This is a genomic window from candidate division KSB1 bacterium (assembly GCA_034506335.1).
In the GTDB taxonomy this organism is placed as follows: Bacteria; Zhuqueibacterota; Zhuqueibacteria; order JANLFK01; family Oleimicrobiaceae; genus Oleimicrobium.
In genome coordinates this window covers 37,671-63,488 of record JAPDPR010000007.1, presented here as the reverse complement: position 1 = coordinate 63,488, position 25,818 = coordinate 37,671, and the positions used below count along the sequence as shown (strand labels likewise).

At 58.6% G+C, this 25,818-nt stretch carries 14 protein-coding genes; all 14 read left to right on the top strand.

All coding sequences use genetic code 11. The features are described from left to right. The first annotated feature begins 43 nt into the window (after window positions 1-43). The 14 genes from ONB25_04140 (at window position 44) to ONB25_04075 (ending at window position 25,778) form a co-directional block, all read left to right on the top strand. Complete coding sequence (locus ONB25_04140) at window positions 44-2,506, top strand: family 10 glycosylhydrolase (GenBank protein ID MDZ7392081.1); 2,463 nt, start codon at window positions 44-46, stop codon at window positions 2,504-2,506. Then, window positions 2,503-5,439, top strand: a complete 2,937-nt coding sequence (locus tag ONB25_04135) for a carboxypeptidase-like regulatory domain-containing protein (protein MDZ7392080.1) — start codon at window positions 2,503-2,505, stop codon at window positions 5,437-5,439. Before ONB25_04140 ends, ONB25_04135 begins: the two co-directional genes overlap by 4 nt. Before the next feature lie 14 nt (window positions 5,440-5,453). Next, a complete protein-coding gene (locus tag ONB25_04130) occupies window positions 5,454-7,568 on the top strand; it encodes a hypothetical protein (GenBank protein ID MDZ7392079.1) in 2,115 nt (704 codons plus the stop codon). Window positions 7,569-7,584: 16 nt separating this feature from the next. Further along, entirely contained in the window at window positions 7,585-8,541 is a 957-nt protein-coding gene (locus tag ONB25_04125) for a PorV/PorQ family protein (protein ID MDZ7392078.1), read from the top strand. Between the two features lie 12 nt (window positions 8,542-8,553). Then, window positions 8,554-9,300, top strand: a complete 747-nt coding sequence (locus tag ONB25_04120; GenBank protein MDZ7392077.1) for a hypothetical protein — start codon at window positions 8,554-8,556, stop codon at window positions 9,298-9,300. Between the two features lie 28 nt (window positions 9,301-9,328). Further along, a complete protein-coding gene (locus ONB25_04115) occupies window positions 9,329-9,967 on the top strand; it encodes a hypothetical protein (GenBank protein ID MDZ7392076.1) in 639 nt (212 codons plus the stop codon). A 13-nt stretch (window positions 9,968-9,980) separates the two neighbouring features. Further along, window positions 9,981-11,084 (top strand): DUF5009 domain-containing protein, encoded by a 1,104-nt coding sequence (locus ONB25_04110; protein MDZ7392075.1) that lies wholly within the window; start codon window positions 9,981-9,983, stop codon window positions 11,082-11,084. A 191-nt stretch (window positions 11,085-11,275) separates the two neighbouring features. Next, window positions 11,276-12,115 carry an AAC(3) family N-acetyltransferase gene (locus tag ONB25_04105; GenBank protein MDZ7392074.1) on the top strand — a complete coding sequence of 280 codons (840 nt, stop codon included), beginning with the start codon at window positions 11,276-11,278 and terminating at the stop codon, window positions 12,113-12,115. 97 nt (window positions 12,116-12,212) lie between these two features. Beyond that, window positions 12,213-14,990, top strand: coding sequence for a glycosyl hydrolase-related protein (locus ONB25_04100; protein MDZ7392073.1), 2,778 nt, complete (start codon window positions 12,213-12,215; stop codon window positions 14,988-14,990). 133 nt (window positions 14,991-15,123) lie between these two features. After that, complete coding sequence (locus ONB25_04095; protein ID MDZ7392072.1) at window positions 15,124-17,190, top strand: GxGYxYP family putative glycoside hydrolase; 2,067 nt, start codon at window positions 15,124-15,126, stop codon at window positions 17,188-17,190. Between the two features lie 623 nt (window positions 17,191-17,813). After that, complete coding sequence (locus ONB25_04090; protein ID MDZ7392071.1) at window positions 17,814-21,005, top strand: TonB-dependent receptor; 3,192 nt, start codon at window positions 17,814-17,816, stop codon at window positions 21,003-21,005. Window positions 21,006-21,045: 40 nt separating this feature from the next. Then, window positions 21,046-23,580 (top strand): hypothetical protein, encoded by a 2,535-nt coding sequence (locus ONB25_04085; protein MDZ7392070.1) that lies wholly within the window; start codon window positions 21,046-21,048, stop codon window positions 23,578-23,580. A 44-nt stretch (window positions 23,581-23,624) separates the two neighbouring features. Beyond that, entirely contained in the window at window positions 23,625-24,635 is a 1,011-nt protein-coding gene (locus ONB25_04080; protein ID MDZ7392069.1) for a PorV/PorQ family protein, read from the top strand. 162 nt (window positions 24,636-24,797) lie between these two features. Then, the gene (locus ONB25_04075; GenBank protein ID MDZ7392068.1) at window positions 24,798-25,778 is read left to right on the top strand and encodes an isochorismatase family protein; all 981 of its coding nucleotides are present in this window, start codon (window positions 24,798-24,800) and stop codon (window positions 25,776-25,778) included. The last annotated feature ends 40 nt before the right edge of the window (window positions 25,779-25,818 follow it).

The window sequence follows — 25,818 nt, the reverse complement described above, 5'->3', positions numbered from 1 at the left end:
TCTTTTGCCCCTTGCAGTACCCTTCGTGTGGCCGCAGGAGCCCATGCCGGAGGCGCGAGGAGTCTGGATGAGCCGGGATGTGATCCTTGGCGGCCCGGCACGCATGGAGCAGGTCTTCTATCGGCTCGCTGGGGCCCATTTCAACCGTGTCTTCGTTGACGTCCACTACAAGGGGGCTACCATCTATCCGAGCACAGTGGTGGCAGCGGCTGGAGGTCCTGAGCAGCGCGAGGAGTTTGCCGGCCGAGATCCTCTGTTGGAGGCCATCGACATAGGGCATCGGTTCGGCCTGGAAGTGGTTGCTTGGTTCGAGTATGGTCTGATGGCGCACACTAACCCCACTGATAGCACCGACCGTGGGCCTCTCATTGCTGCGCACCCCGACTGGCTCGCCGTCAGACGCAGCGGCTCCTCCGTGGTGGCCAACGAGAATGGGTTCTTCCACTGGCTCGATCCTGCGCACCCTGAGGTGGTCCACTTCATGGAAGACCTTTTTGCAGAGGTGGCCACGCGCTACCCAGGACTCGATGGCATAGAGACAGATCGCATTCGATATCCCTCCACGGAGTTTTCGTACTCTGATGCGGCGCGCAGTCGGTACATGGCTGAGACAGGCGGGAGCGACCCGCTTCTGATCGACACCCGACATCCAGAATGGGCACAATGGAGTCGATGGCGTGAGCACCAGACCACAAACTTGGCTCGGCGGATCTACCGCCGGGTAAAGACCTTGCGCCCTGACCTCTTGGTGAGCGCCGCGGTGGCACCGCCCTACATGCTCCTGGCTGGAGAGAAGCTCCAGGCATGGAATGTGTGGGCGGACAGTGGCTATGTGGACGCGCTGGAACCGATGCTTTACTTACCAGACCAAGATTTGCAATACCAGCTCAACCTGTGCCGCAGTTTGGTGCCGAGTACCTTTGCGCTTTACCCTGGGATTGCTTACCAGGGTGATGCCTCATTGCGCTTCCAGCTGACGCGTGTGCGCGAGTCCGGGTGGAAAGGGGTGACCATCTGGTACTACGGCGCGATGAACGAACAGACGTTGCAGACGCTCGGCCAAGATATCTTCGCGCAGCAAACCTATCCGCCGCACACGGAGCTCATAGTGGATGATGCAGACCCGATCAGATTCAGGTGCTCAGGGCCCTGGCAGAAGATCCAGAGTGGATATGCTGGGGGTGCCCTCCAACTACCGCCGGGGGCCGAAGATGCCCATGCCTTCTGGGAGGCCCGAGTGCTGAGAGAGGGACTCTACGAGATCTTTGCATATTGGCCAGCTGTGGCAGGGGCATCCAGAGAAGTCTATTACGGGGTGTCCACAGGCGAGAGAGACATATCGTGCCTGGTTGACCAGGGACGCAACTCTGAAACGTGGGTGTTTTTGTGCGCTGATACCCTCCGCCACGGACGAAAGGTGACGATCTCAGTCCGCGGTGCGGCAAGTGGCAGGGTTACTGCCGATGCAGTTCGCTTGCTGTGGGTCCGGGAGTTGACGCTGGATGATTACCATGTGCCTGACAGCGTGCGCATCGAATTGAAGTTCAGTAGAGCTGTAGACACAAGCAGCGCCACACGAGCCGACAGCTACGCCTTGGAGCCAGATGCCAGCGTGCTCACGGCAACGCTGATTTCGGCAGATGGTGCCGCTGTGTGTCTTCAGGTGACTCCTCTTGCACGCGAGCAGTCCTATCGGCTCCGTCTGCCTGGCGTGCGGGATAGGGCAGGTAACCCTTGCCGCACGCAGGAGCTCACTTTCAGCTTCTCGCCCGAGCGCAGTTCCACCTTGGTGGACGAGAGTGCCACCACGTGTCGACTCTATGGCGTCTGGAGTTTTTCACAGGAGGGGAGCGGTTTTGTGGGCCAGGGCTACATGGTGGCTGGACCGGGGAAGGGGGAGAGCAGGGCCCAATGGTGGACGCAAGTCATGCTCGATGGGCTGTATGAGCTTAGCGTCAATATCCCGAATTGCACTGTGGAACTTGCGCGCCGCGCTCCGTACTACGTGCTCCACCATTTTGGACAGGACACAGTCTACGGTGAACAACGCGCAGGGCGCGGTGAATGGCTCACATTGGGCCGGAGGTACTTTCGCGCCGGTGAGTTTGCCAGTGTCATGCTCCTCAATGCCGTCGATTCTGGAATGGTTGTCGCGGACGCATGTCGCCTGCGCCGGGTGTTGGATACACCGGTGATCAAGCAAGGACACTCAGGGGCTCTCCCCGTACCGCACCTTCTGCCGAATTTTCCAAATCCGTTCAACAACGTGACCACCGTACCCTTTGTAGTTCCGGGAGCAGGAACTGCCCAGGTCAGAGTGTTCAACGTGCTCGGTCAGGAGGTCGACACGGTAACGACGTGGGCGCCGTCGCCGGGCCTCCATAGGGTGAATCTGACGCTTGCCCAGGCACCGAGCGGCCTGTACTTTTGCCGACTCGTTTACGTCGATGAGGCTGGCGTGCAGGTGTGCAGTTCCAATGCACGTAAGATGGTGCTGGTGCGATGAACGTGCTGAAGAACAGAATGCGGGCGCTCCGTGGGGTGGCCAGTGCTACAATTGGGTGTCTTCTCTTGTTGACTTGGTCTGGACACCTTTCGGGCCAGGTACCGAAGGGGAAGATCGCTGGTAAGGTCACCGATGCCGAGACCAAGCAAGGTCTACCAGGGGCAAACGTGATCATCCAGGGTACCACACTTGGTGCGGCAACCGGTCGGGAGGGGGAGTACTACATTCTCAACGTGCCTCCTGGTACCTATACGCTGGTGGCGCGAATGATCGGCTACCGCAGCGTGCTGGTGCGAGGGGTGACGGTGGTTGTAGACCGGACGACCACCATCGATTTTACCCTGGAAACAACGGTCCTGGAGATGGCGCCACTGGTGGTGGAAGCGGCACGGCCGGCGGTAGTGCGGGACCTGACCGCGACGGCAAAGGTGATGGAGGCGCGGGAGATTGAGACGGCCCCAGTGGAGGGGCTGCGGCGGGTGCTGGAGTTGGACGCCGGGGTGACCCGTAACCCCAATGGTACCTTCTCGATCCGTGGCGGGGGAGCATTCGAACTCCAATTCCAGATAAACGGGGTGGAGCAAATCGCTTCTAACACAGGTGTTCCCGGCTACAACCTCTATGGTGAAAAGTCAAACACAAGCTGGAAATACGATTTTAACCCGTTGGGTGTAAAACAGATGGAAATCATCTCCGGCGGTTTTAGTGCAGAGTACGGCAACGCCCAGTCGGGAGTGGTAAAGGTGGTGACCAAAGAGGGTGAGGAGACCTTCCACGGAGAACTGCGGGTGGAAATACGTCCTCCGGGCAAGTACCACTTCGGCCCCTATCTATACGGGTCGGAGACCATTGAATGGCAGCGCTGGGGTACATTTGCTAAGTGGCAGGAGTGGCGAGACAAAAATGCGCCGGGCATCCCAGACGACTCGCTGAGGACTTATTACTACAATCGTTGGGTCGCTAACCACAGCCCGGGGCCGAACAATTCCTCTAATCCGCTGGGCGTGTACGACTACCGGAAACTAGTCTATCAACGCTACATGTTCGGGTTCGGCGGCCCTCTTGGGGGTGGCGACCGGCTGCGCTTCTACGTCTCTGGCGAGTATCGATCTGCCCCTCTTCGTATTCCCAGCGTAGAACGGGTGCAGACCTACCAGAACTATGTGCTGAATCTGAGCTGGCGAATAGGCAACGCGGACAAGCTCAAGCTGATGGGCCAGTATCAGGCGCATCACGGGGCGGTTTGGTCTGGCTCCGACGATATCCGTTGGGCTTCTGTGATTGGGCAATATCCAACCTGGAAGTATTGCCTGGTTCTGGAGAGTCCGAAGGATGAGATCACGACCGCGCGGACGCTTTCGTGGACAAGGGTTTTTGGCCCACGTACGTTCTTTGAAATCGCCGCATGGCATCAGCGTGAGCGGTACGTGGAGCGCAACCTGCCCATCATTACTGCAACTGACCCGAGATTGGTGCCCGCGGGCCCGTGGGATGAGGACTTTCGGCGCATTGTTTACGAGTTTACCTCCCTGTATGCCCTCGACGCGCAGACGGACGTGTGGAACGTGAGCGCGGATCTGACCAGCCAGGTGACTCCCCGACACCAACTGAAGCTTGGCGCACGTGGGCAGTATTGGGACACGCGGTATGCAGGCGAGTCAGGAGCGCGTATTAATTCGTTTGTCGCCTATTCGGGCTTTGCGGAGTACTATCACGCATACCCACTGTACGTGGCCGCATACGCGCAGGACAAGATGGAGTTCCAAGGCATGGTGGTCAATGCTGGGCTTCGGCTGGACGCGTTCAACATGAACGCCCCCGTCCCTGTCGACCGCTTTCGGCCGTTCTACCAGGGCACAGGGCAGGGCGGAGGACCGTATGTCGGCGACGTAGGGGACCCACGCACGCGCCGCTCGAAAAGTCATCTTGCCGTGTCGCCGCGTTTTGGCCTTTCGTTTCCGGTGGGGGAGCGCACGGCTTTCCGTCTCCAGTATGGCCATTTTCACTCTATGCCGCTCTTCCGCCATGCGCTCTCCAAGAACACATGGCAAGGCTGGCGCATGTACGGGAATGCCGATCTGGGGTTCAAGAAGACCGTAAGCTACGAAGTGGGTCTGCAGCAGAGTCTTGCCGGGACGCATCGCCTGGACGTGGCGGCTTACTACAATGACCGCGTCAACCAAACGGTAAGCGCGCGCGTGCACTCGCCTACCGGTTCGCAACAGGAGGCGCCGCAGAATCCTTACTACCTCACCTACGAGAACAACGGCTACGGTGCCTCACGGGGCATAGAGGTGGCGCTGGAAAGGGTGGCTCCCGGAGAGTGGAAATACCGCTTGAGTTACGCTTTCGCCCGCACCTCTCAGGGAGCCTATGGGGCCATCGACGTTTATGAAAATCCCAGTGACCCGCGCAGTGTAGTGGAACGCCGGAGCGCCAACGACTTTCTGACCGAGGAGGACCGTACGCATTCGTTTCGCGCCTTACTCTCCTACACGGTGCCGGGCCGGGTGTGGCGAGAACTCTTGGGAGGGGAGCGGCTGAAGGATGTGGTGCTCACTGTGATATACCAGGCGCGCAGTGGTTCACCGTTCACGTATGTGACCAGCTACGATGAGTTCACCGACGTAGTCAACAACCGGCGCTACCCACTGGAGGCAAAGACAGACCTAGGCCTCCAGGTGCGGGTCCCGCTTGGTTCGCTTCAACCTCTGTTATCGGTCCGCATTGAGAATCTGTTGAACGATCGCTGGCTTACCCCACTTGCGGGCGAGGAGCTGCGCAACTGGGTTGAGTATGGCATCAGCAGGGACACGCCGCCCTCCAGCAGTGACCCAAACGACCCTCAGGCCAAGATCTATAAACTTAGCTACTTCCGCGCCTATCGTAACGCCCCACGCGAGATCTATTTTACCGTGGGATTGGGGTTTTGAGTGTGAGAGCTTGCATGCGACAAGAGAGTGCGTTTCGCTGGTGCCTTTTGCTAGCCGCGGCTGCGGTCTGCGCGGGCCTCGCAGTGAGGAGCGCTGCGCAAGTGGAAGCCACGGCCATACCGCTTACGCGAGGACAGCTATGGGAGACCGTGAACGTGGCCAAGATGGGGCCGGTATTCCAGAACTGGGCACGTAAGGGCTACGGGATGGACTGGCCAGGCTTCGACCCGGAGCTGATTCCACGCCAAGTGGGCGGAGGCACCAGCCACCACGTGGGGGGCGGATTTTGGGCCGGCGGATTGCGCCCCTCCACCCGGGACAGCGTCTGGGGAGTTGCCGATTGGGCTATGTTTGCGACCTCGGTCGGGCTATCCCCCACCGACAGCCCATACCTTCTCCTCCGCCACCGCCTGCGCTGGCCCAACGGTGAGAACTATTGGCTGCGTACAGACCCTGGAGAAGCGGAAGAGGTGATTGACACAGCGTGGGAGTTCAACCCGCAATACCGCTTTCCATATCGTCCCCCTCGTTTCTTGCCCGTGCGGGTAAAGCGGACGGTCCGGTGTTGGAGCGGGTCCGCAAAGGATGAGAAGTACATCATCATCGAATACGTCATCACCAACATAGCCCGCGAGGGGCATATCTTCGACCCACAGGTGGCCTCGCCAGAAGTCTATCGGATGCTCGCCCAGGACTCCGTTGTCCAGGACCTGTACGTGCTTTTCACCTACGCCTTTTCCATCAACGCGCGGGGATGGACCATGCTCTTTCCTCAGTTGCCGCCAGGAGCCTTGAACAACCGTTTCTTGTATGATGCGCGGCAGAGAATGGTCTATGGCTGGGCGGATGACTACACCCAAGCCCCCGGCAACGAGAAATTCGACCCCTATGTGTATGGCAGTGGCGGCCCACGGGGCGGCAAAGAATGGCTGGCACCCGCATTCGCAGGGATCAAGTTCCTGTATGTTTCGCCAAACAAACGCGGTCAGGTCAATGCCATCAATCAGGTGGGTTGGTCCGTGAGCGAGCCGGCGCACGCTTTTCCCTTCACCGGCCTCGAGACGAACGAGCAGTGGTACAGTGCCATGAGGGACCTGCGCAATACCTACCAGGCCATACTCTTTCCTCAAGGCCTGGCTGACGAGCGCTGGGGGAGGTCCCGGATGTGGACAATGGTTTCGCTGGGGCCCTGGGACCTTGGTCCGGGTGATTCGCTGCGCGTGGTGATGGCCGAATTGGTTGGCAGCGTGAGCTCTGAGGTGGTGTTTGACCCCGCCACTACGGAGCAAGACATTGCCAAGGCAAGCCTGGCGGACCTCAACGCCACGGCACAAAGAGCTCAGTTCAATTTCGACCATCAGTACAACGTGCCGGATCCGCCTGCCGCGCCGGAGCACATAGAGCTTGCGCGACTGACCGGTACGAGGGTGGGGAACATTATCCGCTGGGATGCTGCGGGAGAGCTCCTGCCGGACCAGGACTATTCTGGTCAGGAGGCCTATGATGTGGCCGGCTATCGCATCTATCGCTCTGACTATTTGCCCATAGGCCCCTGGCAGCGAATTGCAGAGGTACAGATCAGCGATCCAAGGTATTTTGACCCGATTTCGCACACTTACACCTTTGTCGACTCTCAGGTCGTCGTTGGTTTTGGATACTACTACGCTGTTTCTGCTTTCGATACGGGCCATGATCACTGGCCTCCTGACCTCACCGCCGTCTTCCCGGAGACCAATAGCAACCGGGTCCCTGTATTGGAGAGCTCTTTCTACCCGAATCATACAACTACCCCATTTGTGGCCACATTTTCGGCGGTCAACACGACGCTTGACCAGGTGCTCGTTGTGCCCAATCCTTTTGTCATGCGTTCGGGCTTCATTACACCTGGTGCTCAGGATGTAATCTCGTTCATGAATATCCCAAGCCCGTGTACCATCCGGATTTACACCATCCGCGGCGACTTGGTCGCGACAATTGAACACACCGAGGATACCGGAATTGCGCAATGGGATCAGGTTACCGATTTTGGTCAGTTTGCGGAGAGCGGTTGCTACATTTACCACCTTACCTCGCACGCGCAGGCGACGAGAGGGGCCACCCGCATCGGCAAGTTTTGTGTCGTGAGGTGACTGTATGAAGTGCGCAATGCACAGACCGGTTCTGGCGCTCCTGCTTGCCGTGGCAGTCGCCATTCCAGGCCAGGCGCAGTTTCGCAAGGTGGGCACGGCTGGCTACACATTTCTTGAGATACCGGTCACTGCCCGCGTGGCGGCTCTGGGTGATGTGGGCGTGGCGCTGGTTGATGCCGGTCCGGAGGCGCTTTTTGTCAATCCCGCCCTCCTTGCGCACCTTGGCGGCATGCGGGCGCTGAGCGTGTCCTATGCCCCGTACCTGGCAGAGACGAGTCACCAGGCGTGCGCACTTGCATTGCGGCTTCCCGGGCGCATGGGCGTGTGCGGACTTGGCGTCAACCGGCTCGATCTAGGTGAGATGGTAGAAACCGTCAATGCCGATATTGACAATCCAGGTGGTGCTTACATCGTACGTGGCACCTACAGCGCCGAAGCTCTGGCGATAGGGCTGTCCTATGCCCATCAAGCCACCGCTTGGTTTTCCTACGGCTTAACCCTGCGCTATGTGCGCGAACGAATTGCCGTTTATAGCTCCGATAACGTTCTCGTCGATTTGGGGATGGTCTACACGACCGGATTCCGTTCCCTGCGCCTGGGAGGCTATGTGCAGAACTTTGGTGTGGATAGCCGATACATCGGCGACTCGTTCAAGATGCCTATGGTTTTTCGGCTTGGGGCGGCCATGGAGCTCTTGGGGAGCACCAGCAGCCAGTACCGCCTCACGGTTGCGGCCGACGCTTTGCATCCGAGCGACTATAGCGAGCGTCTGCACGTGGGAGCAGAGTGCTGGTTGGCAGATCTCGTGGCGCTACGGACCGGGTACAAGTTCAACTATGACGAGGAGGGCCTCACCCTCGGATTTGGTGTCAAGAAGAGGACAGGCCGTGGGCTCGTCTGTTTTGACTTGGCGCACACCGACTATCACCGCCTTCAGTCAGTGTTGCGCGTGAGCTTTTCTGCAGAGTTTTGAGGAGTGCCGTTGGTGAATTCAAGCGTTGGCAGAGTAGCCTGTCTCGTGGTGGGGCTTTGGGTGCTCTGGAGCGGGGCCTCTGCCCAGAAGTTGCAGCCTGTGTCTGTGAGCGCCTGGGCGGCCTATGACCATGGGTTTGGACTAAAGAAGGGTCAGGGCCTGCGGCAAGTGAACGGTTGGGCGACGGGATGCGCCGCCTCTTTCCGCCTCACACGCGCGGTTGGCCTCGGGATACGGGCAGGCTATTTCGACCTACAGATCGAGCAGGACAGGGCAGTGGAGCAGTGGGGGTGGGCCTTTTGGCAGCGATTCTACGGCAACTATGTGCGCGATCTCCAGTCAAGGGACAAGTCATATCGAGCCACGTTCACGCCTGATCAACACCTCTACATGACCGAACTAATGCCGCTTGTCACGCTGCGTTGGCCGGACAAAGGGAAGGCCGCACTGCATCTGGCAGTTGGCGCGGGAGCGTTGTTCTATGAGCGGACGCTCCGCCTGCACGAAGTCTGGGAGAAGCATTTTCCAGAACTGAACTATGTGTTTGTTTACGACTACTACAACCATGCGGAGGTGCGCAAAGGTGTTGTGTACGCCGCGCGGTTTGAGGTGGGGTGCGAGTTGATGGTGCAACGCTACGTATGCTTACGCGTAAGTGCTGCATGCGGCCGCATCTTTCCCGCAGGAGGGAGGAGCTACGAACGCTTCCCCATGACCACACTTGGGGAGCTGGTGGGCGCATTGGTCTTTTTGTACTGAGGGAGACAAGCCAGGGAGAGCCGTCCCCGTGCACACCCTGAAACGAGTTTTTGTCTTGGCAACACTGAGTGTTCTTATTAGGGCAGGGAATGAGTTGTTTGCGGCCGAGGAGCAAAGTCAGTGGTGCGTACAGTTACACTGGGGGACGGTCGCGCCTATTGGCACTTTGAAAGAGTGGTTTGCGCCGAGCCAACGCTTTGGGGGGATTCAGGTGGGACGATGGGATGCTAGCGGCTGGTCGTGGCGGGTGGGCATGGAGCTCCTTGAACTGGCCAAGGAGAATACATCGCGCCTCTACTACCGTGACCTTGATCTGTATTTTGGTTCCGTAAGTGCGACGGTGCGCGCAAGTCATGCCTTGGCCTCCTGGCGTCGGCTACAGGTCTTTGCTGGCGGCGGCGTGGGTTTGCACCATTGGCGAGCCACACGCGGAGCGTATCAGCTGGCAGAAGTGTTTGTGCCGGCGCGCGAGCAGGACCAATGGAGCTGGGCCTTTGAGGGTGGTATGGGGGCGCGCATGGCATTGGGCGGCCGGTTCGGCATTCTTGTTGAAATTGGCTACCGCCTGATCGTGGGCGAGCTCTGGCCTGCGCTCGCTTTGCGCCTGGAAAACGTGAGCGGCCTCCAGAGCCTTTTCTGCACTTTCGGTGTGCAAACTGCATTCTGAGAACCTTTCCTCCATGGCCCAGAGCCTCTCCTTTGTCTCGCAGAAGCGACTCGTGTCGTTGGATGCTCTGCGCGGGTTCACCATCGCCGCCATGCTCATGGTCAACAACACCGTGCACGACCAGGCCTATCCTTCATGGTTTCGTCATGCCCCCTGGGGAGGCCGAGTAACCTTCTGCGACCTGATTTTCCCCTGGTTCTTGTATTGCGTGGGCGTGGCCATTCCGTTTTCCTACGGCGCCTTTAGAGCAAAAGGCGGCACGCATCTCTCTTACCTGACAAAGGCCGCGCGGCGCGCTGGGATCTTGGTCTTGTTGGGTATCGTGCTTGTTTCCAGTACTGCCAGGCGGGTGGTAGTCGGCCTCGATGTCCTCCAGCTGATCGGCCTAGCCTACCTGGTAGGGGCATGCGCGTACGCCCTTTCTCCTGCGCTCCGCACAGGGTTGGCGGTGCTGCTCCTGGCGGCTCATTGGGTGCTCCTTTCCTTCGTGCCCTTCGCCGGCTGTCCTGGTGGTACGCTCCTTCCCGACTGCAACATTATCAGCTACGTGAATGACAAGTACCTTGCCCAGTTGCACCTAGCTGGCGCCGTTTCGGTAGTACCGACCGGTGCCCTAGTATGCGGGGGTAGCATTGTGGGCGACATCCTTCGCAGCGGAACGGGCGCTGTGGGGAGCCGCGTCCGCACTCTTGCGTTCATCGGCTTGGCCTGCACAGGGGGTGGCCTCCTATTGGGTCTCCAGCTGCCGCTGATCAAGGCTCTTTGGACTGCCTCGTTCGTCCTCTTTGCGGTAGGAATCGCCACGGTTCTCCTTGCCCTCTTCCACTGGCTTATTGAAGGGCGGGGATACAAGTCCTGGGCATTTCCTTTTGTGGTCTTCGGGATGAATGCCATTACTGCCTATTTCCTCTCCGTCATGGTGCGCGTCCACACCCTGCAGGAGTGGCAGGTTCAAGTTGGGGGCACAACGATGTCGGTCCGCGAAGCGCTGTGGCGGTGGCTGGATTCCGTTCTGGGCGCGACTGCGGCGTCGTGGACGTACACATGTGCATATGTCCTCGTCTGGTGGTTAATCCTTTACTGGATGTATCGCCGCAGAATTTTCTGGAAAATCTGAAGAAGGCCTCTCCTGGCGCAAGACCATTCCTCGGTTCGATAGACGTTTGATGGCGAATTAGCCCATGTCCCGAGTGCCATAGTTTCCCCCGTGGTTCTTGTTCGGCGATGGTGCCATCTACTACCTGACGGGCGGGGTCGTGGGTACGCCCTCAAGAACATGCTGCTTATGCTTATCGAAGACGAAAAGACATGCACCAACCTGGAGCTCATTTCGCCGAGTTTTTGGGCGCGCTGGGCGTAGACGTGGGTCACCACGTGATGGTCCATTCCTCATTGCGCAGATTGCGCGCTGCTTTTCCTGGCTTGAATGCTCAAGATTTCATCCGGGTGCTGCAGCGGAAGGTTGGACAGCGAGGCTCGGTCCTGATGCCTGCCTTCACTTACTGTTTCAAGCGCTTGGACAGCAGGGGAGAGGTCTTCGATCCACAGTCCACGCCCAGCAAGGTCGGTGCACTTTCAGAAGTGTTCCGCACCATGCCAGGGGTTGTTAGAACTCTCTCTGCTACGCACTCATTTTGCCTCTGGGGACAAGCGGCGCGGGAAACTGCCGCGGACAACGCCCCCGCGAGCCCACTGGGAGAAGGGAGTGTACTTGAATGGCTCGCTCGGCAAGACCATGCCTCCGTGCTCTTGCTAGCCACCGATTTTTCTGCCCTAAGCTTCTGCCACTACCTTGAAGTCAAGGCGCCGGTGCCGTGGGTGGCGATATTCCCCTGGCACTACATGGGAGTGTTGCCGATCGGGGTTTCCACAACAGGGGAGCAGCCACTGCGCGAAGTTCCTGGCTGTTCGAAGGGTTTTCTAGCCTTTGAAGAACACCTCTTGCAGCGGCGCCTCGTGCAGCGTGTGACAAGAGGGAGCTTTTGGGCCTATTGCCTGGGGGTGAAGCTGCTCCTTGACGAGGGTGTGCCTTTTTTCCGCAAGTTCGCTCATCGCCTTCTCTGTCCGCCAGGAGAATGCCCCGCCTGTGATGAGAGGAGGAAGGCATTGTTAGATGGCGGGGCTCTGTCCCGATCCGATGGGGCGTGAACACAGCCCACAGGTGACGCAGGAATCGCTTGACAATCTCCAGGTGGTTTCATAGATTTGGCGGCAGCGTTTTCTCACCACCACCACGGAGGATTTCATGCACGAGGTACAGGGCCCCTACACCATTCACGTCGTGTCGCATACCCACTGGGATCGAGAGTGGCGCTATCCGTTCCAAGAGTTTCGCATGCTCCTGGTGGATATGTTCGATGCGCTGATAAAGCTGTTGCAGGAGAGACCAGACTACAAGTACTTTCTCCTCGACTCGCAGACCATCCCCTTGGAGGACTATCTCGCGATCAAGCCTGAGAACGAACCCATCTTGCGCCGCTTAGTTGAAGAGGGGCGCATACAGATTGGGCCGTGGTACACCCTTCCGGATACCCCGGAAATCAGCGGCGAGTCGATCGTTCGCAACCTGCTCATGGGCACCCTCATCACTGAAGAGTGGAAGGGAAAGAAATGGTCGGGGTACAGCCCCTTCTCCTTCGGGCAATCGTCCCAGATGCCACAAATCTACCGAGGGTTCGATCTGGACCACATGTTCTTCTATCGTGGCAACAACGACCGCATCACCAAGCACGAGTTCATCTGGGAAGCCCCGGACGGAAGCAGAATCATGGGGATGCGTTCGGTGAACCCCTATGGGCGGGCAAACTGGTATGTGCATGTCTATCGGCCTGTGGCTTTGAACAAGTGGCCATTTGAATGGGACTACCACTGGCGGGAAGGACAGCTGCCGTTCCATCCCTGCGACGAAGAACTCTATGGGTTCGACTACTGGCTTTTGGAAGGGAAACATCTGGAGAAACTGTACCTAGAGAATCTCCCCAAGGCTCTGGCGGAAATTAAGGCGCACGCCGTCAAAGGGGCCACGTGTGACCAGCTCCTGTATCTGGACGGTATGGATCAGGTGAACCCGTACCCCCGTACTCCCGAGATCATCGCGGAGGCTAACAAGCTCAACACTGGGGACACATATATCCACAGCTCGTTCTACGACTATGTTGAGGCTGTGAAGGCGCGGGCAAAGGACCTGAAGGTGATGCGCGGGGAGTTCCGCTATACGATGGTCGATGGTCTATGGCAGAATCTCTTTCCCGGCATGCTCTGCGCCCGGATGTATCTGAAGCAGCAGAACCGCGCCTGCGAACTCAAGCTGCAAAAAAATGCAGACACTTGGGCCGCGCTGGCGAACCTTGTAGGGATGGAATACCCTGAAGGCATGCTTCGCCTGGCCTGGAAGTATCACCTCGCCAATCAGTCTCATGACAGCATCGCCGGTTGCAGCGTGGACCTGGTGCATGAGGACGTGGAATACCGCAACCGGCAGATTCGCCATCTGGCTGATAATGTCACCAGGCGGTCAATGGCGCACATTGTGCGGAACATTGACAACAAGCGGTTGCCAGAAGACGCCGTATGTCTCATTGCCTTCAATCCCACCCAGTATCAGCGCAGCGAGGTGGTGAATGCCATCATCGATCTCCCCGAAGAATCAGGGGCAAAGTGGTTCACTGTAGAGGATGAGACAGGGAATCAGCTCCCCGTACAGTTCATCCGCTCGTACCCGTTTGGCCCTATCGTCAAGAATCCATACGAGTTTCCCATCCCCTACAAGGCGCGTCGGGTCCATTGCGCCATTGGACTCAATGACGTCCCAGGGCTTGGCTATCGTTCTTTTGTGATCAAACCTCAGCCTGGACGCAAGTTGAATTATGGGAGCCTTTCGCCGGCGCCGAACGTGATGGAGAACGAGCACCTGCGGGCGGAGATCGGCCCTGACGGGCGGGTCGACCTCGTATGCAAGTCGAGTGGCGTACGGTACAGGGGCCTGCACTACTTCCTGGACTTTTCCGATGTCGGCGACCACGCGACGCAGCGCCGGGCTGACATGGACGAGGAGATCAGCAGTATCGGCGCGCAGGCCGAAATCGGCAAAGTCGTTGACGGACCGGTAATGGTGCAGTATCGCGTCAAGCTCACGATGATGCTGCCCAAAGATGCGCTCGCGGACGGGAGTCGCCGCAACCCGGAGCGAGTGCCTTTTGAGATCGTCTCCTACCTGACTCTCAAAAGCGGTGCACCGATGCTTGAGGTGCACACCGAATTGACTAACAACGTCCGCGACCACAAATTGCTCGTGATGTTCCCCTCAGGCTATTCTCGGGCCGAAAGGTCCTACTCAGAGACGCACTTTGACGTCACCGAACGGGACATCCATCTGCCCGACACCTCCACCTGGAAAGAGCCGATGCTCCCGTATTACCCACAGTACATGTTCTGCGGGGTGCAGGGAGAAGGACATGGTTTGGCGATTCTTAACGTCGGGTTGCCCGAGTATGCGGTGTTCGAAGATGAACAACGCACCATTGGGCTGACCCTGGTCCGCACTTACCGCTTCCCGATCATCGGTGCGGATCCCGAAAATGTGGCCACCGACGAAACGCAGGTAATGTGCCAGTGCCTCCGCCCGTTCACTTTTGACTATGCCGTCTACCCTTATCAGGGCGTGTGGCATGAAGGCGGTGTCTACGAGTACGCGAATCGCTTTAACCTAAAGTTGCGCCTGGTGCAGGCCGGGCGCAGCACTGGAGAACTGCCGCCTAGTTTGAGTTTCATCGACATCCAGCCTGGCACACTGGTCCTTTCCGCTGTCAAGCGCTCCTCACGCAGCGACGGGCTGATAGTGCGCGTGTTCAATCCCACCGAGGAGACCGTGGACGGTTCGATAAGCTTCTGGCGTCCGGTGCGCGAGGCGCGGTTGGTAAAGCTGAACGAAAAGCCCATCGGTCCGGCAAGATGTGAAGGGCGCTCCGTGTTCCTGCGCGCGGACAAGAACAAGATCGTGACGTTGGAAGTGTGGCTCGACTGACAAGCTTTCTCCTGTGAAGGGGGTGTGGGTGACTAGGCGCTGCGAGGGCGCTGGTGCCTCGAAGGAGTCGGTCTTCGCAGCGGTCAAATAGGCTTTCAAAACCCTGTACCACTCACTGCATGGAGGAGTTGCGATGAAAGCTAACTGCTGGCTTGGTGCTGTTCTGTTGGCGTTGCTTCTCCTGAACGCAAGAGCATTTGCCGATGGAAACCCGGAGTTCAGCGGGACCTGGAAGCTCATCCCTGACTTGAGCACGGAGATCGACCTCTACGCAACGCTTACCATCGACGTCACTCTCAAGGAGAATGGTGTGCTGCTGGTGCAAACCTGGGGCACGAGCCGCCGCTTTGTTGACTCGTTAGACCTTCGTACCGATGGTGTAGCGATCAAGGTACCGGTCAAGAACCGGGTGTTCCCCACGAACGTCTTCATGGGCCTAGCAATGCCTGTGGGAAGTGAGCGTGAGCTGGTGGCGCACTGGGAGAACGGCGGTAGTGTGCTCAAGCTGCGGGAAAGCTTCACGGTCCGGGGCTCGCAGGGGCTGTCTCAGGTGGCTTGCACTCATACCTATGAACTGCGTGAAGGAGGCGACATACTGATCTATGAGATCGTCCGTTCATCACGGCCGGGCCACACCCTGCACTATGTGCTCAAGAAAGCCGGCCGCCGGGAGGCATACTACTACAAGCTTCAAGACAACTGGGAGGTCGCGGGCAAGCTCCCGGAGCAGGCGCTGCTGATAAGTCTGCAGGGAATCGTAAACACCACCGGTCCCCGCCTTTACCTCATCTACCCGGAGACCTGGCCATTCCACTATGTCGTGCCGGTTTTTGAGTTTTACCAGAAGAAGAGGTACTTCACCTTCACCCAGCTCAAGTCGCTCAACGAGGCACTGGAGACGTTTCGGGACGTGCCAAAGGGATACGTGGTGTGGGACCCGGCGGTACGCACTTCCCTGATCGTGGCGTTTACGGTGGCGGGTGTGGAGAAGGCTGTGGTGGTCACTGAACAGTTTGTGCCACTGGTGGAAAGCTATGGGCTGCACATGGTGGAAGACCTGCGCGGCAAGTTCCACGGGATGACCGATGCACAGATCTACCAGTGGGCTTATGACCGTTATTGGGATCGTTGCAGTCGCGATTTTATCATTTGGCTCGGGGGCGATGCGGGACCGGTCATGAAGCCCGGCGTTGCCGACTGGGGCGTTTGCAAGAGGGCCTTCTTCAACGATCTATCCACCAGGCCAGAGGACGAAGAGGAGTACGCCCTCGCTCGCAAACTGCTGAGCCAGATGAACCCGATGTCCATGGTCATGGGGTGGCACTCGTATGCCAAGGACAAGGAGCGCGACCACGTGACCTTAACTTCCAGTTTTGGTCTGCGGGTAGAGGGGCTGCACACCATCCCCAATCTGAGCTTTAGCCATCAGGTGCAGCCCACCCCTGGTTTTGTATTCAAGAACAACCACCATGTTGTCCCCGGAAAGCGTTACAAGCCGAAGAAGAAGGTGTACATAACCTGTATTCAGACAGATGGAATGGGTATCGGTGCCTGGAACCGACCGGGCCGGGGGGAAATCCCTTACGCATGGGAGGTTATCACGAATCGGCTCTGGATGGAACCGGCAGTTCAGGAATACTTCTACACGACAGCAACGCCGAATGACTACTTCCTGGGGGCTCTGTCTGGGCCCGGCTACCTGTATCCAAAGGCTGTGCCACCGCACATGCTCCCCGGGTTGATTGCTATGGCGAAAGATTTCATGGAGAAGCACGACCTGAGGGTGTTTGAGATTATGGACTACTCTGAGGGAGCGACGGTGGAAGGAAACACCGAGCTCACAAAGGAGGTGGTAGAGGCTTACTACAAAGGCATGCCAGATGCGATCGGTTTTGTAAACGGATACGCGCCCTCGTACACGTTCGCGATCAAGGACGGTAGGCCTTTGATCTCCTACGATTACTATCTGTCACCCACGAAGCCTGAGGACGAAGCGGTCGAAGACCTCAAGGAGTTAGCCGCCATAAACAAGAAGCGTCCGTACTTTTTGTTGATGCATGTGCGCGAATCAAGTGACGTGAAACGTGTGAAGCGCATTCTGGAGAAACTGCCAAAGGAGTTTGAAGTGGTGCCTTTAGACCTTTTTCTCGCAATGGCGGGAACAGAACCGACTTTCCAGGAGCGTTTTCTCGCCAAGTAGCGCTGCCCGAGAGGATAGGCAGGCCGAAAGCTTGCTGCGGACCGGCGTTTGGCGCAGGCGGGTGCTTTGCGGACTCAATGGCTGAGGGGTGCAAGTCACGGTCCGACGGAAAAGGGGGACTGCGGGGGGTGGTCGTGCGAAGCGTTTTCTCGCGCTGGTGCGCTAGGAGCTGGGCGCCATGGGGGGACGGTCAGTTGTCTCCGGAGAAGTGGATTAGCGCCGCGCAGCGACTGTGCGAGGGGAGGTTTACGCGTCTTTCCGGGGCGCATGCACCTAAAAAAATGCGAGAAAACGCACTGAATGACATTTTTCTCTTGACTTTTTATTGCAGATTCGTTATAATATGCGTCGATAACTTTGGCGCTCAATGCCGTTTCCCCATCCATCATCGAGTGGAGCACGACGGAGACTATGTGGACGCTTCATCAAGATGCGATGTTGGGGAGGGTTGGTGTCGTGGTAAAGGGAGTAAAGCTTCCGGGTGTAGGTCATCCCTAGCCGGGCTTTATTCCCTTTTCTTTTTGGCCGTGGTCTTGCTGCGAAAGGAGGTGAGTGCCGGAGGGTAGGCGGTAGTGAGTTCAGGAGTGTTGTCCGAGAGACCCCTAAACTGGAGGAGCATGGACATGCACAAACGCATCCTACAACTGGCGCTGTTTGTCCCCATCGTCCTCGTCCTTTCGTTGGTGGCAAGCACGTCTTTGTTTGCGGTCACCGGCAAGATCGCTGGGCGGGTGACGGACGCCGACACAGGTGAACCGCTACCCGGCGTCAACGTGATCATCGAGGGGACGACGATGGGGGGCTCTACCGACTTGCAGGGTCGGTACTTTATCCTCAACGTCCCACCTGGTGTGTACTCGCTCAAGGCATCCTTCATGGGCTACACGGCCGTCACCAAGACTGGTGTCCGCGTGGTCACTGGCATGACCGCAGAGGTCGATTTTCAACTCTCCCCGACCGTGATCGAGGGACAGGCGGTCACTGTGGTGGCAGAGCGGCCATTGGTTGAGAAAACCCTCACCCAGTCAAAGACCACGATGGAGGCCCAGGAGCTTGACCACCGTTTGCCGGTCGGAAGCTATCGGGACCTGGTGGAGACGGCAGCGAGCACCTTCAGCGGCTATGTGCGCGGTGGTCGTAAGTACGAGACCAAGTACCTGGTGGACGGAGTGGATGTATCGGACACGTACTTCTCCGGTGGCACCGGGGCGTTCGGTACACTGGATGTAGGCCACGTTTACCAGGCATTCCGTCGTTCGGAGATCCGCGAGACGGCGATGACCGAGATGCTCTCCAGCGCCATCCAGGAATTGAACGTTTATGCCGGCACCTTTACCGCCGAGTACCCCACCGCCTCCGCAGGCATCGTGAACATGGTGACCAAGTCGGGTGGACAGAACTACACCGGCAAGATCTTCGTGCGGGGCACCCCTCTGGACAAGATCGAACACTTTGGCACCAACCCCTACTACATGAAGGACAGCAAGAAGGACGCGCAGGGGAACATCGTCCAGATCGGGTACTTTGACGAGCGCGACAAGCTGGCTGCCTCCTCCGCCATTAAGGACCAGCGTTCTGCACAGCTGTACACCTGGAGCGAACAGCTGGCCAAAGACAAGTACTACTACGACCCCAACGACTCCGTGGGCCTGGGTCGCTCTTACGAGGTGGAGGGCAATCTGAGCGGGCCGCTGCCGTTTACGGGCGGCAAAGGCGGCTTCTTCTTGACGGGGCGCTACCAGAATCTGCGTACCTCCGCCATGCCGTTCGACCTGGACAAGCGCATTGTGAGCAGCTTGAAGCTGCACTACGATTTCACTAAGGACATGCGCGTGACCCTTTACGGCCAGATCGATGACGGCGGCAAGTTGTTCAACTTTGTCAACTGGAAGTTCAACCCGAAGTGGTTGTACTACATGGAGGGCGCGCCGCGCTATAAGGACCTTGGCCTGGTCGCTTATGCCAAGTGGACCCATACGCTGTCGCCCAAGACCTTCTACGAGATCCAGATTAGCCAGAGCAACAAGACCAGCGAGCTGGGCTACCCAGACGACAACGGTGATGGCTACTGCGACATCGATGAGAAGGGCGATTTCATCGATTTCGACTCGCGGGAGGAGTACCTGCGCTACGTGGGCGGCGTGACCAAGACCGATCCGGCCACCGGCATTACCTACATCGACTGGACCACGGTCAACGGTTACGTGGGCAACTACCTCAACGAGCACCCGGATGCTGTGCTTGGGCCCAGGGACCCGAACCGCACCTTCTTCTATAGCGCGATCGACCAGACCTACATGGAGAACAAGGTCAACTTCTGGACCACCGGCGGTCTGTTCCGTCCGCGCTATCCGGCAGCGCTCTACAGCCGCACCACCAGGAATGTGACGGCCATCAAGGGCGACTTGACCAGCCAGATCACCTATAACCACCAGATCAAGACCGGATTCCAGTTCCGCTACCACTACGTAGACGTGGACAACAAGCAGGCGGAACTCGGTGGTGCTGGTCATCAGTACCCGATGGAGTGCTTCCACGTGGACATGCACACCTTCTACCCGAAGGAACTGGGCTTCTACCTACAGGACCGCATCGAGTACATGGGCATGATCGTGAACGTGGGCGCTCGTGTGGACGGCTATGACAATGACACGCGGCGCTTCAAGAACGATTTCCACCCGTGGGACTATATCGCCGATGCGATGGGTGCCCTGTGGGAGCTGCGCCCGGTCCGGGGCGAGAAGGTTGGCTGGAAGTGGTTCTTCAGCCCGCGCCTGGGTGTATCGCACCCGATCTCCGATCGTATGGCGATGCACTACTCCTTCGGCAAGTTCATCCAGTACCCGAACTTTGCCTCGTTGTACAGCGACTACAACTTCACCAACTACTCGGCCTCGCCGTCCATGACCACGGTGTGGGTGGACCAGGAGCCGATGCGCTCCACAGCCTATGAAATTGGCTTGCAGTGGGCGCCGGTGTTGGACATTTCCCTGGACGCGGTGGTCTACTACCGTGACGTGGAAAACTATGGCAACCGGCTCTGGGGCCTGACGCCGTACAAGGGTCAAGGTCTCTACATTCGCAGCTCGTGGGGCCATGCCGACTCCCGCGGTATCGAATTGACCATCGAGAAGCGCCGCACTGGCTTCTGGTCAGGGCGACTCACTTATGCGTACTCCTACATCAAGGCGGCCCAGGCCAGGACGGGCAACGACCCGACGCAGTTGACCAACTTCAGTGCCAAGACCGACAGCGCGAACTATGGCCAACTGCCGCTGAAGTGGGCAGACTACTACCCGTACCGCGAGGATAACATCGTCGTGCGCGAGACGGAGAACCCGCTGGCCGGTGGTTTTGACCGCACGCATCGCTTCGGCGCCACCCTGCTGTTCTACCTGCCATTTGACTTTGAGCTGTCGGCGGTAGGCAACGCCATGAGCGGCTTCAAGTACCTGCCCACGGAAAACATCGACCTTGACCCGTGGTTTGCCGTGAGCCCGAAGATGCGTGAAGGCCCATGGAACTACTGGCTCAACCTGCGGCTGACCTGGGAAGGGAAGCTTGCAGGCATCCGTTTCCGGCCATTTGTGGAAGTGGACAACGTCACCAACAAGGAAAACATCCTGGCTTACAACCGGACGCCGTTCTATGAGAACATCGACCAGAAGATCTTCGAATTGGGTCGGGACGGCAAGCCTAAGAGCGGTGACGAAGGCGACCCGAAGGGCTACTGGAATGTGCCTTTCGATTGGTTGGGCCGTCCGCTCTATGGTCCGGCGCGCCAGATCTGGGCCGGTCTGGAGATAGGGTTCTAAACCGCAGGTTTGCACAGAGCATTTGAGAGGAGACTGGCACATGCAAAGGCACTCAAAACTCTTTACCACCCTTCTTTTGGTGGTAGCGGCGGTGACCCTGACCCAGCTCTCGGCCTGGGCTGAGGGCCCGCAGAAGAACATGGTAATTGTTGCGGGTGAGACGTGGTGCACGTACATTCCCGCCAATTACGACTACCCATGGCCACGTCTGGCCATTCAGACCGACGTGAAGAACATCAGATACAGCCATCCGCAGGCGTGTATTTTCCAGAACAATCGCCTTATCACCAGCGGTTTGTTCGGAAACCCGCCGTGGAGCTGGATGTCGGGGAGGCTTGCCATCGATTTTAGCAACGGGTTAAATGCAGTGGAGTTTAACCCCGACCCTGCTTTTGCGGCTATTCAAGGGCCACTGGGGCCTGCGGGAAGCGAGAACTACGCCTACCTGATGTACACCCCGAATGTGGCTGGCGCCAAAGACCCGCTCCGCAACTATCACGACCCCGCGGGCGGCTGCTACCTGTCGGCGGATCGTACCCACGCCTGGGCGACCTCGGCGTGGCCGACCACCCTTGGCGTGGACGTGAAGCTGACTGCCCACTCCTGGACCATGCCGTGGGGCAACCTCGACGACTTCCACATTGTGGAGATCGAGCTTTACAACACCGGCCAGACAGACCTCAATGCCGATGGTGTGGTGGAGCGGACCAACAATCGCATCAACGCGCTGACGCTGTTCTACTGGCCAGGCTGCTTCCACTTCTATATCACCTATGACGGCGGGCGCATCTATTATGTGAACAACAACCGTTACCGCGCCAGCATCATTGACCTGACGCCAGATGAGAACGGGCACCCGTGGGACATTCACTGCCAGGCCATTGGTTCGACCACCGTGCGTCCCAATGACCACCCGGCCGTAACAGACTTTGGCGAGTATTTCGACGCCTACAATGGCTACGGCTGGCTTGGCGCCAAGAAGTGGAATCCCAATACGCTCCAGTGGGAGGAAAAGTTCTTGGCATTCAAGGACGCCAGTGGCAACCAGATTGTGCCCGCAGTGGGTGAGGGTGTGCAGCGTGGTTGGTTCCACACCAATCAGCCTGGCTGGGGCGGCGTGTTTGACGGCACGCCGAAGAAAGCACACATCGCCAGCATGGGCTGCTTCTTTGTGGACGGCGGCAAGAGCGGCGATGGCGCAAAGTTCGACCTGAATCCCAACCCGGCCATTTTCTCCGGGGGTACAGCTGGCGACCCGACCACGTTCGTGGTGAAGGACAAGTCGCAGTGGACCTACCCGGACGGTGCGCGGGAGAAGGCGACACCGGTGGTGGTCAACGACCCGGTGACCGGCCAGCCTCTGGGAATTAACCCCATCGATGCGCCGCCGCGTGGCCAGGCGATGGAACCAAACATCATCACCGAAGGCTTGATCACGCAGTATCAGTTCGACGGCGACCCCATCTGCGCCATCGGTCCATTCTCCATGGAAGTAGGCGAGCGGATTCGCGTCTACTTCTACCGTGGCTCGGGCTTCCGGATCCTCGGCCTGCGCAAGACGGTGAAGATGGCACGCGCGGTGTTTGCCTCGATCAAGCCAGACGGCTCCTACGATGTCCCGTCTGGGCCACCGGTGCCGGAGATCAAGGTGAGCGGTTCGAAGAACGTTCGCCCTCTGATCAAGTGGCAGGACCCGAGCAAGCTGGGTGCCTGCGACGGCATCAAGATCTACAAGTGCCAGGCGTGGCCGCGTTACGAGTCCACCGAAAAACTCTATCCCACGCACGGCACGTGGTGGAAGACCATGGACCCAGCGGTTGACCCCGGCAAGGATGAGATCAACCCGTTGATGACCAACAGGGATTACCTCAAGCCGCAGCAGGGTGACTACTGGGGTCCGTATACGCTGGTCAAGGTGGTGCCCAAGTCAGAGTTCGCCAACTATAAGAACACCGACACCGATGCAGCCACCTATCCGTATGCGTGGGAAGATGACACCTACACCGCTCCTGGCCAGAGCTACTGGTACTACGTGTCCAGCTACAAGGAGGGCGCGGCTGCCACTGTGCCGCCGGCTTATCAGGGATTGGACAACGTGAGCTGGCTGGAGAGCGGCAAGGTGAACATCAACGGCCGGAGCGGCTACTGGGAGAACACCTGGCCGTGGGCATGGAAGACCTCCGACTATCCAAGTGAGGGCAACATCGAGGGGTTGAAGAAACTCGGCGCTGTGTTTGTGCTCGTGTCTCCGACGGCCACTGTAGCCGATATCGAGATGGGGAGGGCCAAGATCGGCGTGCGTCCGAACCCGTACAAGCGGGTGGCCTTCCATGATGCCAGCGGCAAGCACCAGGTCATGTTCTACAACTTGCCGTCCCGCTGCACCATCCAGATCTTCGACCTAGCTGGCATGCTGGTACAGGAGGTCGACTATGTGGCGCCGGTTGCTACTAACGGGACCTATTTCTGGGACATGTACTCCCAGAACGGCAACGAGGTAGCGAGCGGCCTCTACATCTGGGTGGTCAAGTACAAGGGTGGCCAGCAGCAGGGCACCTTTGCCATCATCCGGTAGCAGTGGTCATGATCTGACAATCCCTAACCGAAGGAGATACAGATATGAAGGTGTCAAGAACCGTAGGCCTCGTTCTGGTATTCCTGCTGCTGGTGGCCTCGATGGCGGCCGCCGGGCAGCTGAGGAAGCCGGGCATCGACGGCGCCGCGTTTCTGAAGATCGGTGTGGGTGCACGGATGGTGGCTTTGGGCTCGGCGGCGACCACCATCTACGGCGACCCGAACCAGATTTTCTGGAACCCGGCGGGCATCCAGACCGATGCCGGCAAGACACTGGTAGGGCTCAACTACAACAAGTGGTTGATCGACATCAATCACACGGCGCTGGCGGTCACCCATGGGCTCGGTGACGTGGGCAGCTTCGGGTTGGGCGTCATCTACATGGGCCTGTCTGATTTGGCCGCCGACCGCGACCTCGCGCCTCCGGGCTACGAGGAGCCTGTGCCCGAGGCACCGGGAGTTGGACGCTACGATACTTACAACTACTACGATCTTGCGGTGACCCTTGGCTATAGCAAGCAGTTCACCGATCGCTTCCGTATGGGTCTTGCGGCCAAGTACATCCGTGAGAGCATTGACAACGTAGCAGCCAACGCCTGGGCGTTCGACTTTGGCGCCGTGTACGAGACGGGCTTCCGCGACTTGACCTTCGGCGCGCGCATCAACAACGTGGGCAGCGACCTCAAGTTCTACGCCATCGGGGCCTCGTTGCCGCTCTACTTCGCTATTGGCGCCTCGATGAGCGTGGCCAAGGAGGAGAACACTGCCCTGAAGGCGTTCGTAGACCTGACCAAGCCGAAGGACAGCCCCCAGCTTTACTTCGTGGGCGGCGAGTGGACGCTCTACGACAAATTGGCCCTGCGTGCCGGGTACAAGTTCAACTACTCCGGCTTCACGGATGAGCTGACTCGGCTGAAACAGACCGACGAAGGCGCATCCTTCGGCGCGGGCCTGGCACTGCCCATCTCAGGCATGAACCTGTGGTTGGATTATGCATTCACCCAGTTCACCGTGTTTGACAATACCCACCGGTTCAGCCTGAGGTTCCAGTTCTAAGGGAGCCGTACCAGCCGTCTGCACACGGCGTGCGTTTGTGAGTGTTGCTGCAGCGAAAAACTCCCGGAGGCAACTCTGGGAGTTTTTCGTATGCAGTGGCCACATGAGCGGCGAGGCGGTGCGCATCGGGCGCCTGCCTCGCCGAGCATTGTCAGGAGAGCAATGAACCGACGCTCGTTTCTTGGAAAGCTCCTTTGCGCGGCGGGGTCGCTCATCGTCAGCAAGACAGCGGCACGGGCCGCCAGGGGGAATCACCCTGTCGTGCCCCGGGACAGAGTACCCTCAGGACGCTTTCTTGAACTGCGCGGCGAATACTACCGTCACTATCCGGTTGATTTCTCGCGTGGCATGTTGGGTGCACAGGGCTTCCTAGGATGGGGAGAAAGCGTGCCCATAAGGGTGCCAGTGGAAGAGACTGCGCTGATCTCCATGCACATATGGAATGTGGGTTTTGATCGTGAGTTGCAATTCACACCCTCTGGGCCTGCTGGCCCGGTTATGGAAATGCTGGAGTGGGCCGTTCGTTCTATCCCCATCACGCGCACCGTTGTTCCTGAGGTTCTCGGGGCTGCGCGGGCTGCAGGAGTGCCTGTGGTGCACGTGGCCTCGGATGAATCCTATGCACGCAAGTATCCTGGATACAAGCGCGCCCAGGCGCTAGCGGGACCCGAACCGGCACGCGGACCGGGTGCAGTGCGTCCTACCCAAGAAGAGCACCCAGATGCAGAAAAACAGCGCCTCCTTTTCGGTCCGCGTTTCCCCGAAGCCGTGCAGTGGTACTCGAGTCGCTTGGACTTCCCGGAACCTGCTCGCCCGGTGAGGGACGAGTATGTGACGACTACGACCCATCAGTTGAATGCAGTACTGCGCCACCTGGGGGTGTGGCATCTGATCTACATGGGCTTTGCGCTGAACTGGTGCCTCTGGTTCTCACCAGGCGGTATGGTGGACATGGCACGCCTAGGCTATCGTTGTTCGTGCCTCAAGGAGGCGGTGACTGCTGTGGAGAACAAGGAGAGTGTCGCGGGCGAGCTCCATAAGCAAGAAGCGCTGTGGCGTACCAGCTTGATGTTCGGCTACGTGCACAGTGCTCAGGATTTCATTGCAGCATGCCAGCGTCTCACGAAGGCAAGGAGAGGGTAAGAAACGATTCGCCAATGCCCGGCAGGATGAAGGAGGCCTT

Bases quoted from the DNA above. Each gene is read 5' to 3' on its own strand.
- ONB25_04140 (MDZ7392081.1), top strand. From the start codon at position 44: ATGCCGGAGGCGCGAGGAGTCTGGATGAGCCGGGATGTGATCCTTGGC.
- ONB25_04135 (MDZ7392080.1), top strand. From the start codon at position 2,503: ATGAACGTGCTGAAGAACAGAATGCGGGCGCTCCGTGGGGTGGCCAGT.
- ONB25_04130 (MDZ7392079.1), top strand. From the start codon at position 5,454: ATGCGACAAGAGAGTGCGTTTCGCTGGTGCCTTTTGCTAGCCGCGGCT.
- ONB25_04125 (MDZ7392078.1), top strand. From the start codon at position 7,585: ATGCACAGACCGGTTCTGGCGCTCCTGCTTGCCGTGGCAGTCGCCATT.
- ONB25_04110 (MDZ7392075.1), top strand. From the start codon at position 9,981: ATGGCCCAGAGCCTCTCCTTTGTCTCGCAGAAGCGACTCGTGTCGTTG.
- ONB25_04105 (MDZ7392074.1), top strand. From the start codon at position 11,276: ATGCACCAACCTGGAGCTCATTTCGCCGAGTTTTTGGGCGCGCTGGGC.
- ONB25_04100 (MDZ7392073.1), top strand. From the start codon at position 12,213: ATGCACGAGGTACAGGGCCCCTACACCATTCACGTCGTGTCGCATACC.
- ONB25_04095 (MDZ7392072.1), top strand. From the start codon at position 15,124: ATGAAAGCTAACTGCTGGCTTGGTGCTGTTCTGTTGGCGTTGCTTCTC.
- ONB25_04090 (MDZ7392071.1), top strand. From the start codon at position 17,814: ATGCACAAACGCATCCTACAACTGGCGCTGTTTGTCCCCATCGTCCTC.
- ONB25_04085 (MDZ7392070.1), top strand. From the start codon at position 21,046: ATGCAAAGGCACTCAAAACTCTTTACCACCCTTCTTTTGGTGGTAGCG.
- ONB25_04080 (MDZ7392069.1), top strand. From the start codon at position 23,625: ATGAAGGTGTCAAGAACCGTAGGCCTCGTTCTGGTATTCCTGCTGCTG.
- ONB25_04075 (MDZ7392068.1), top strand. From the start codon at position 24,798: ATGAACCGACGCTCGTTTCTTGGAAAGCTCCTTTGCGCGGCGGGGTCG.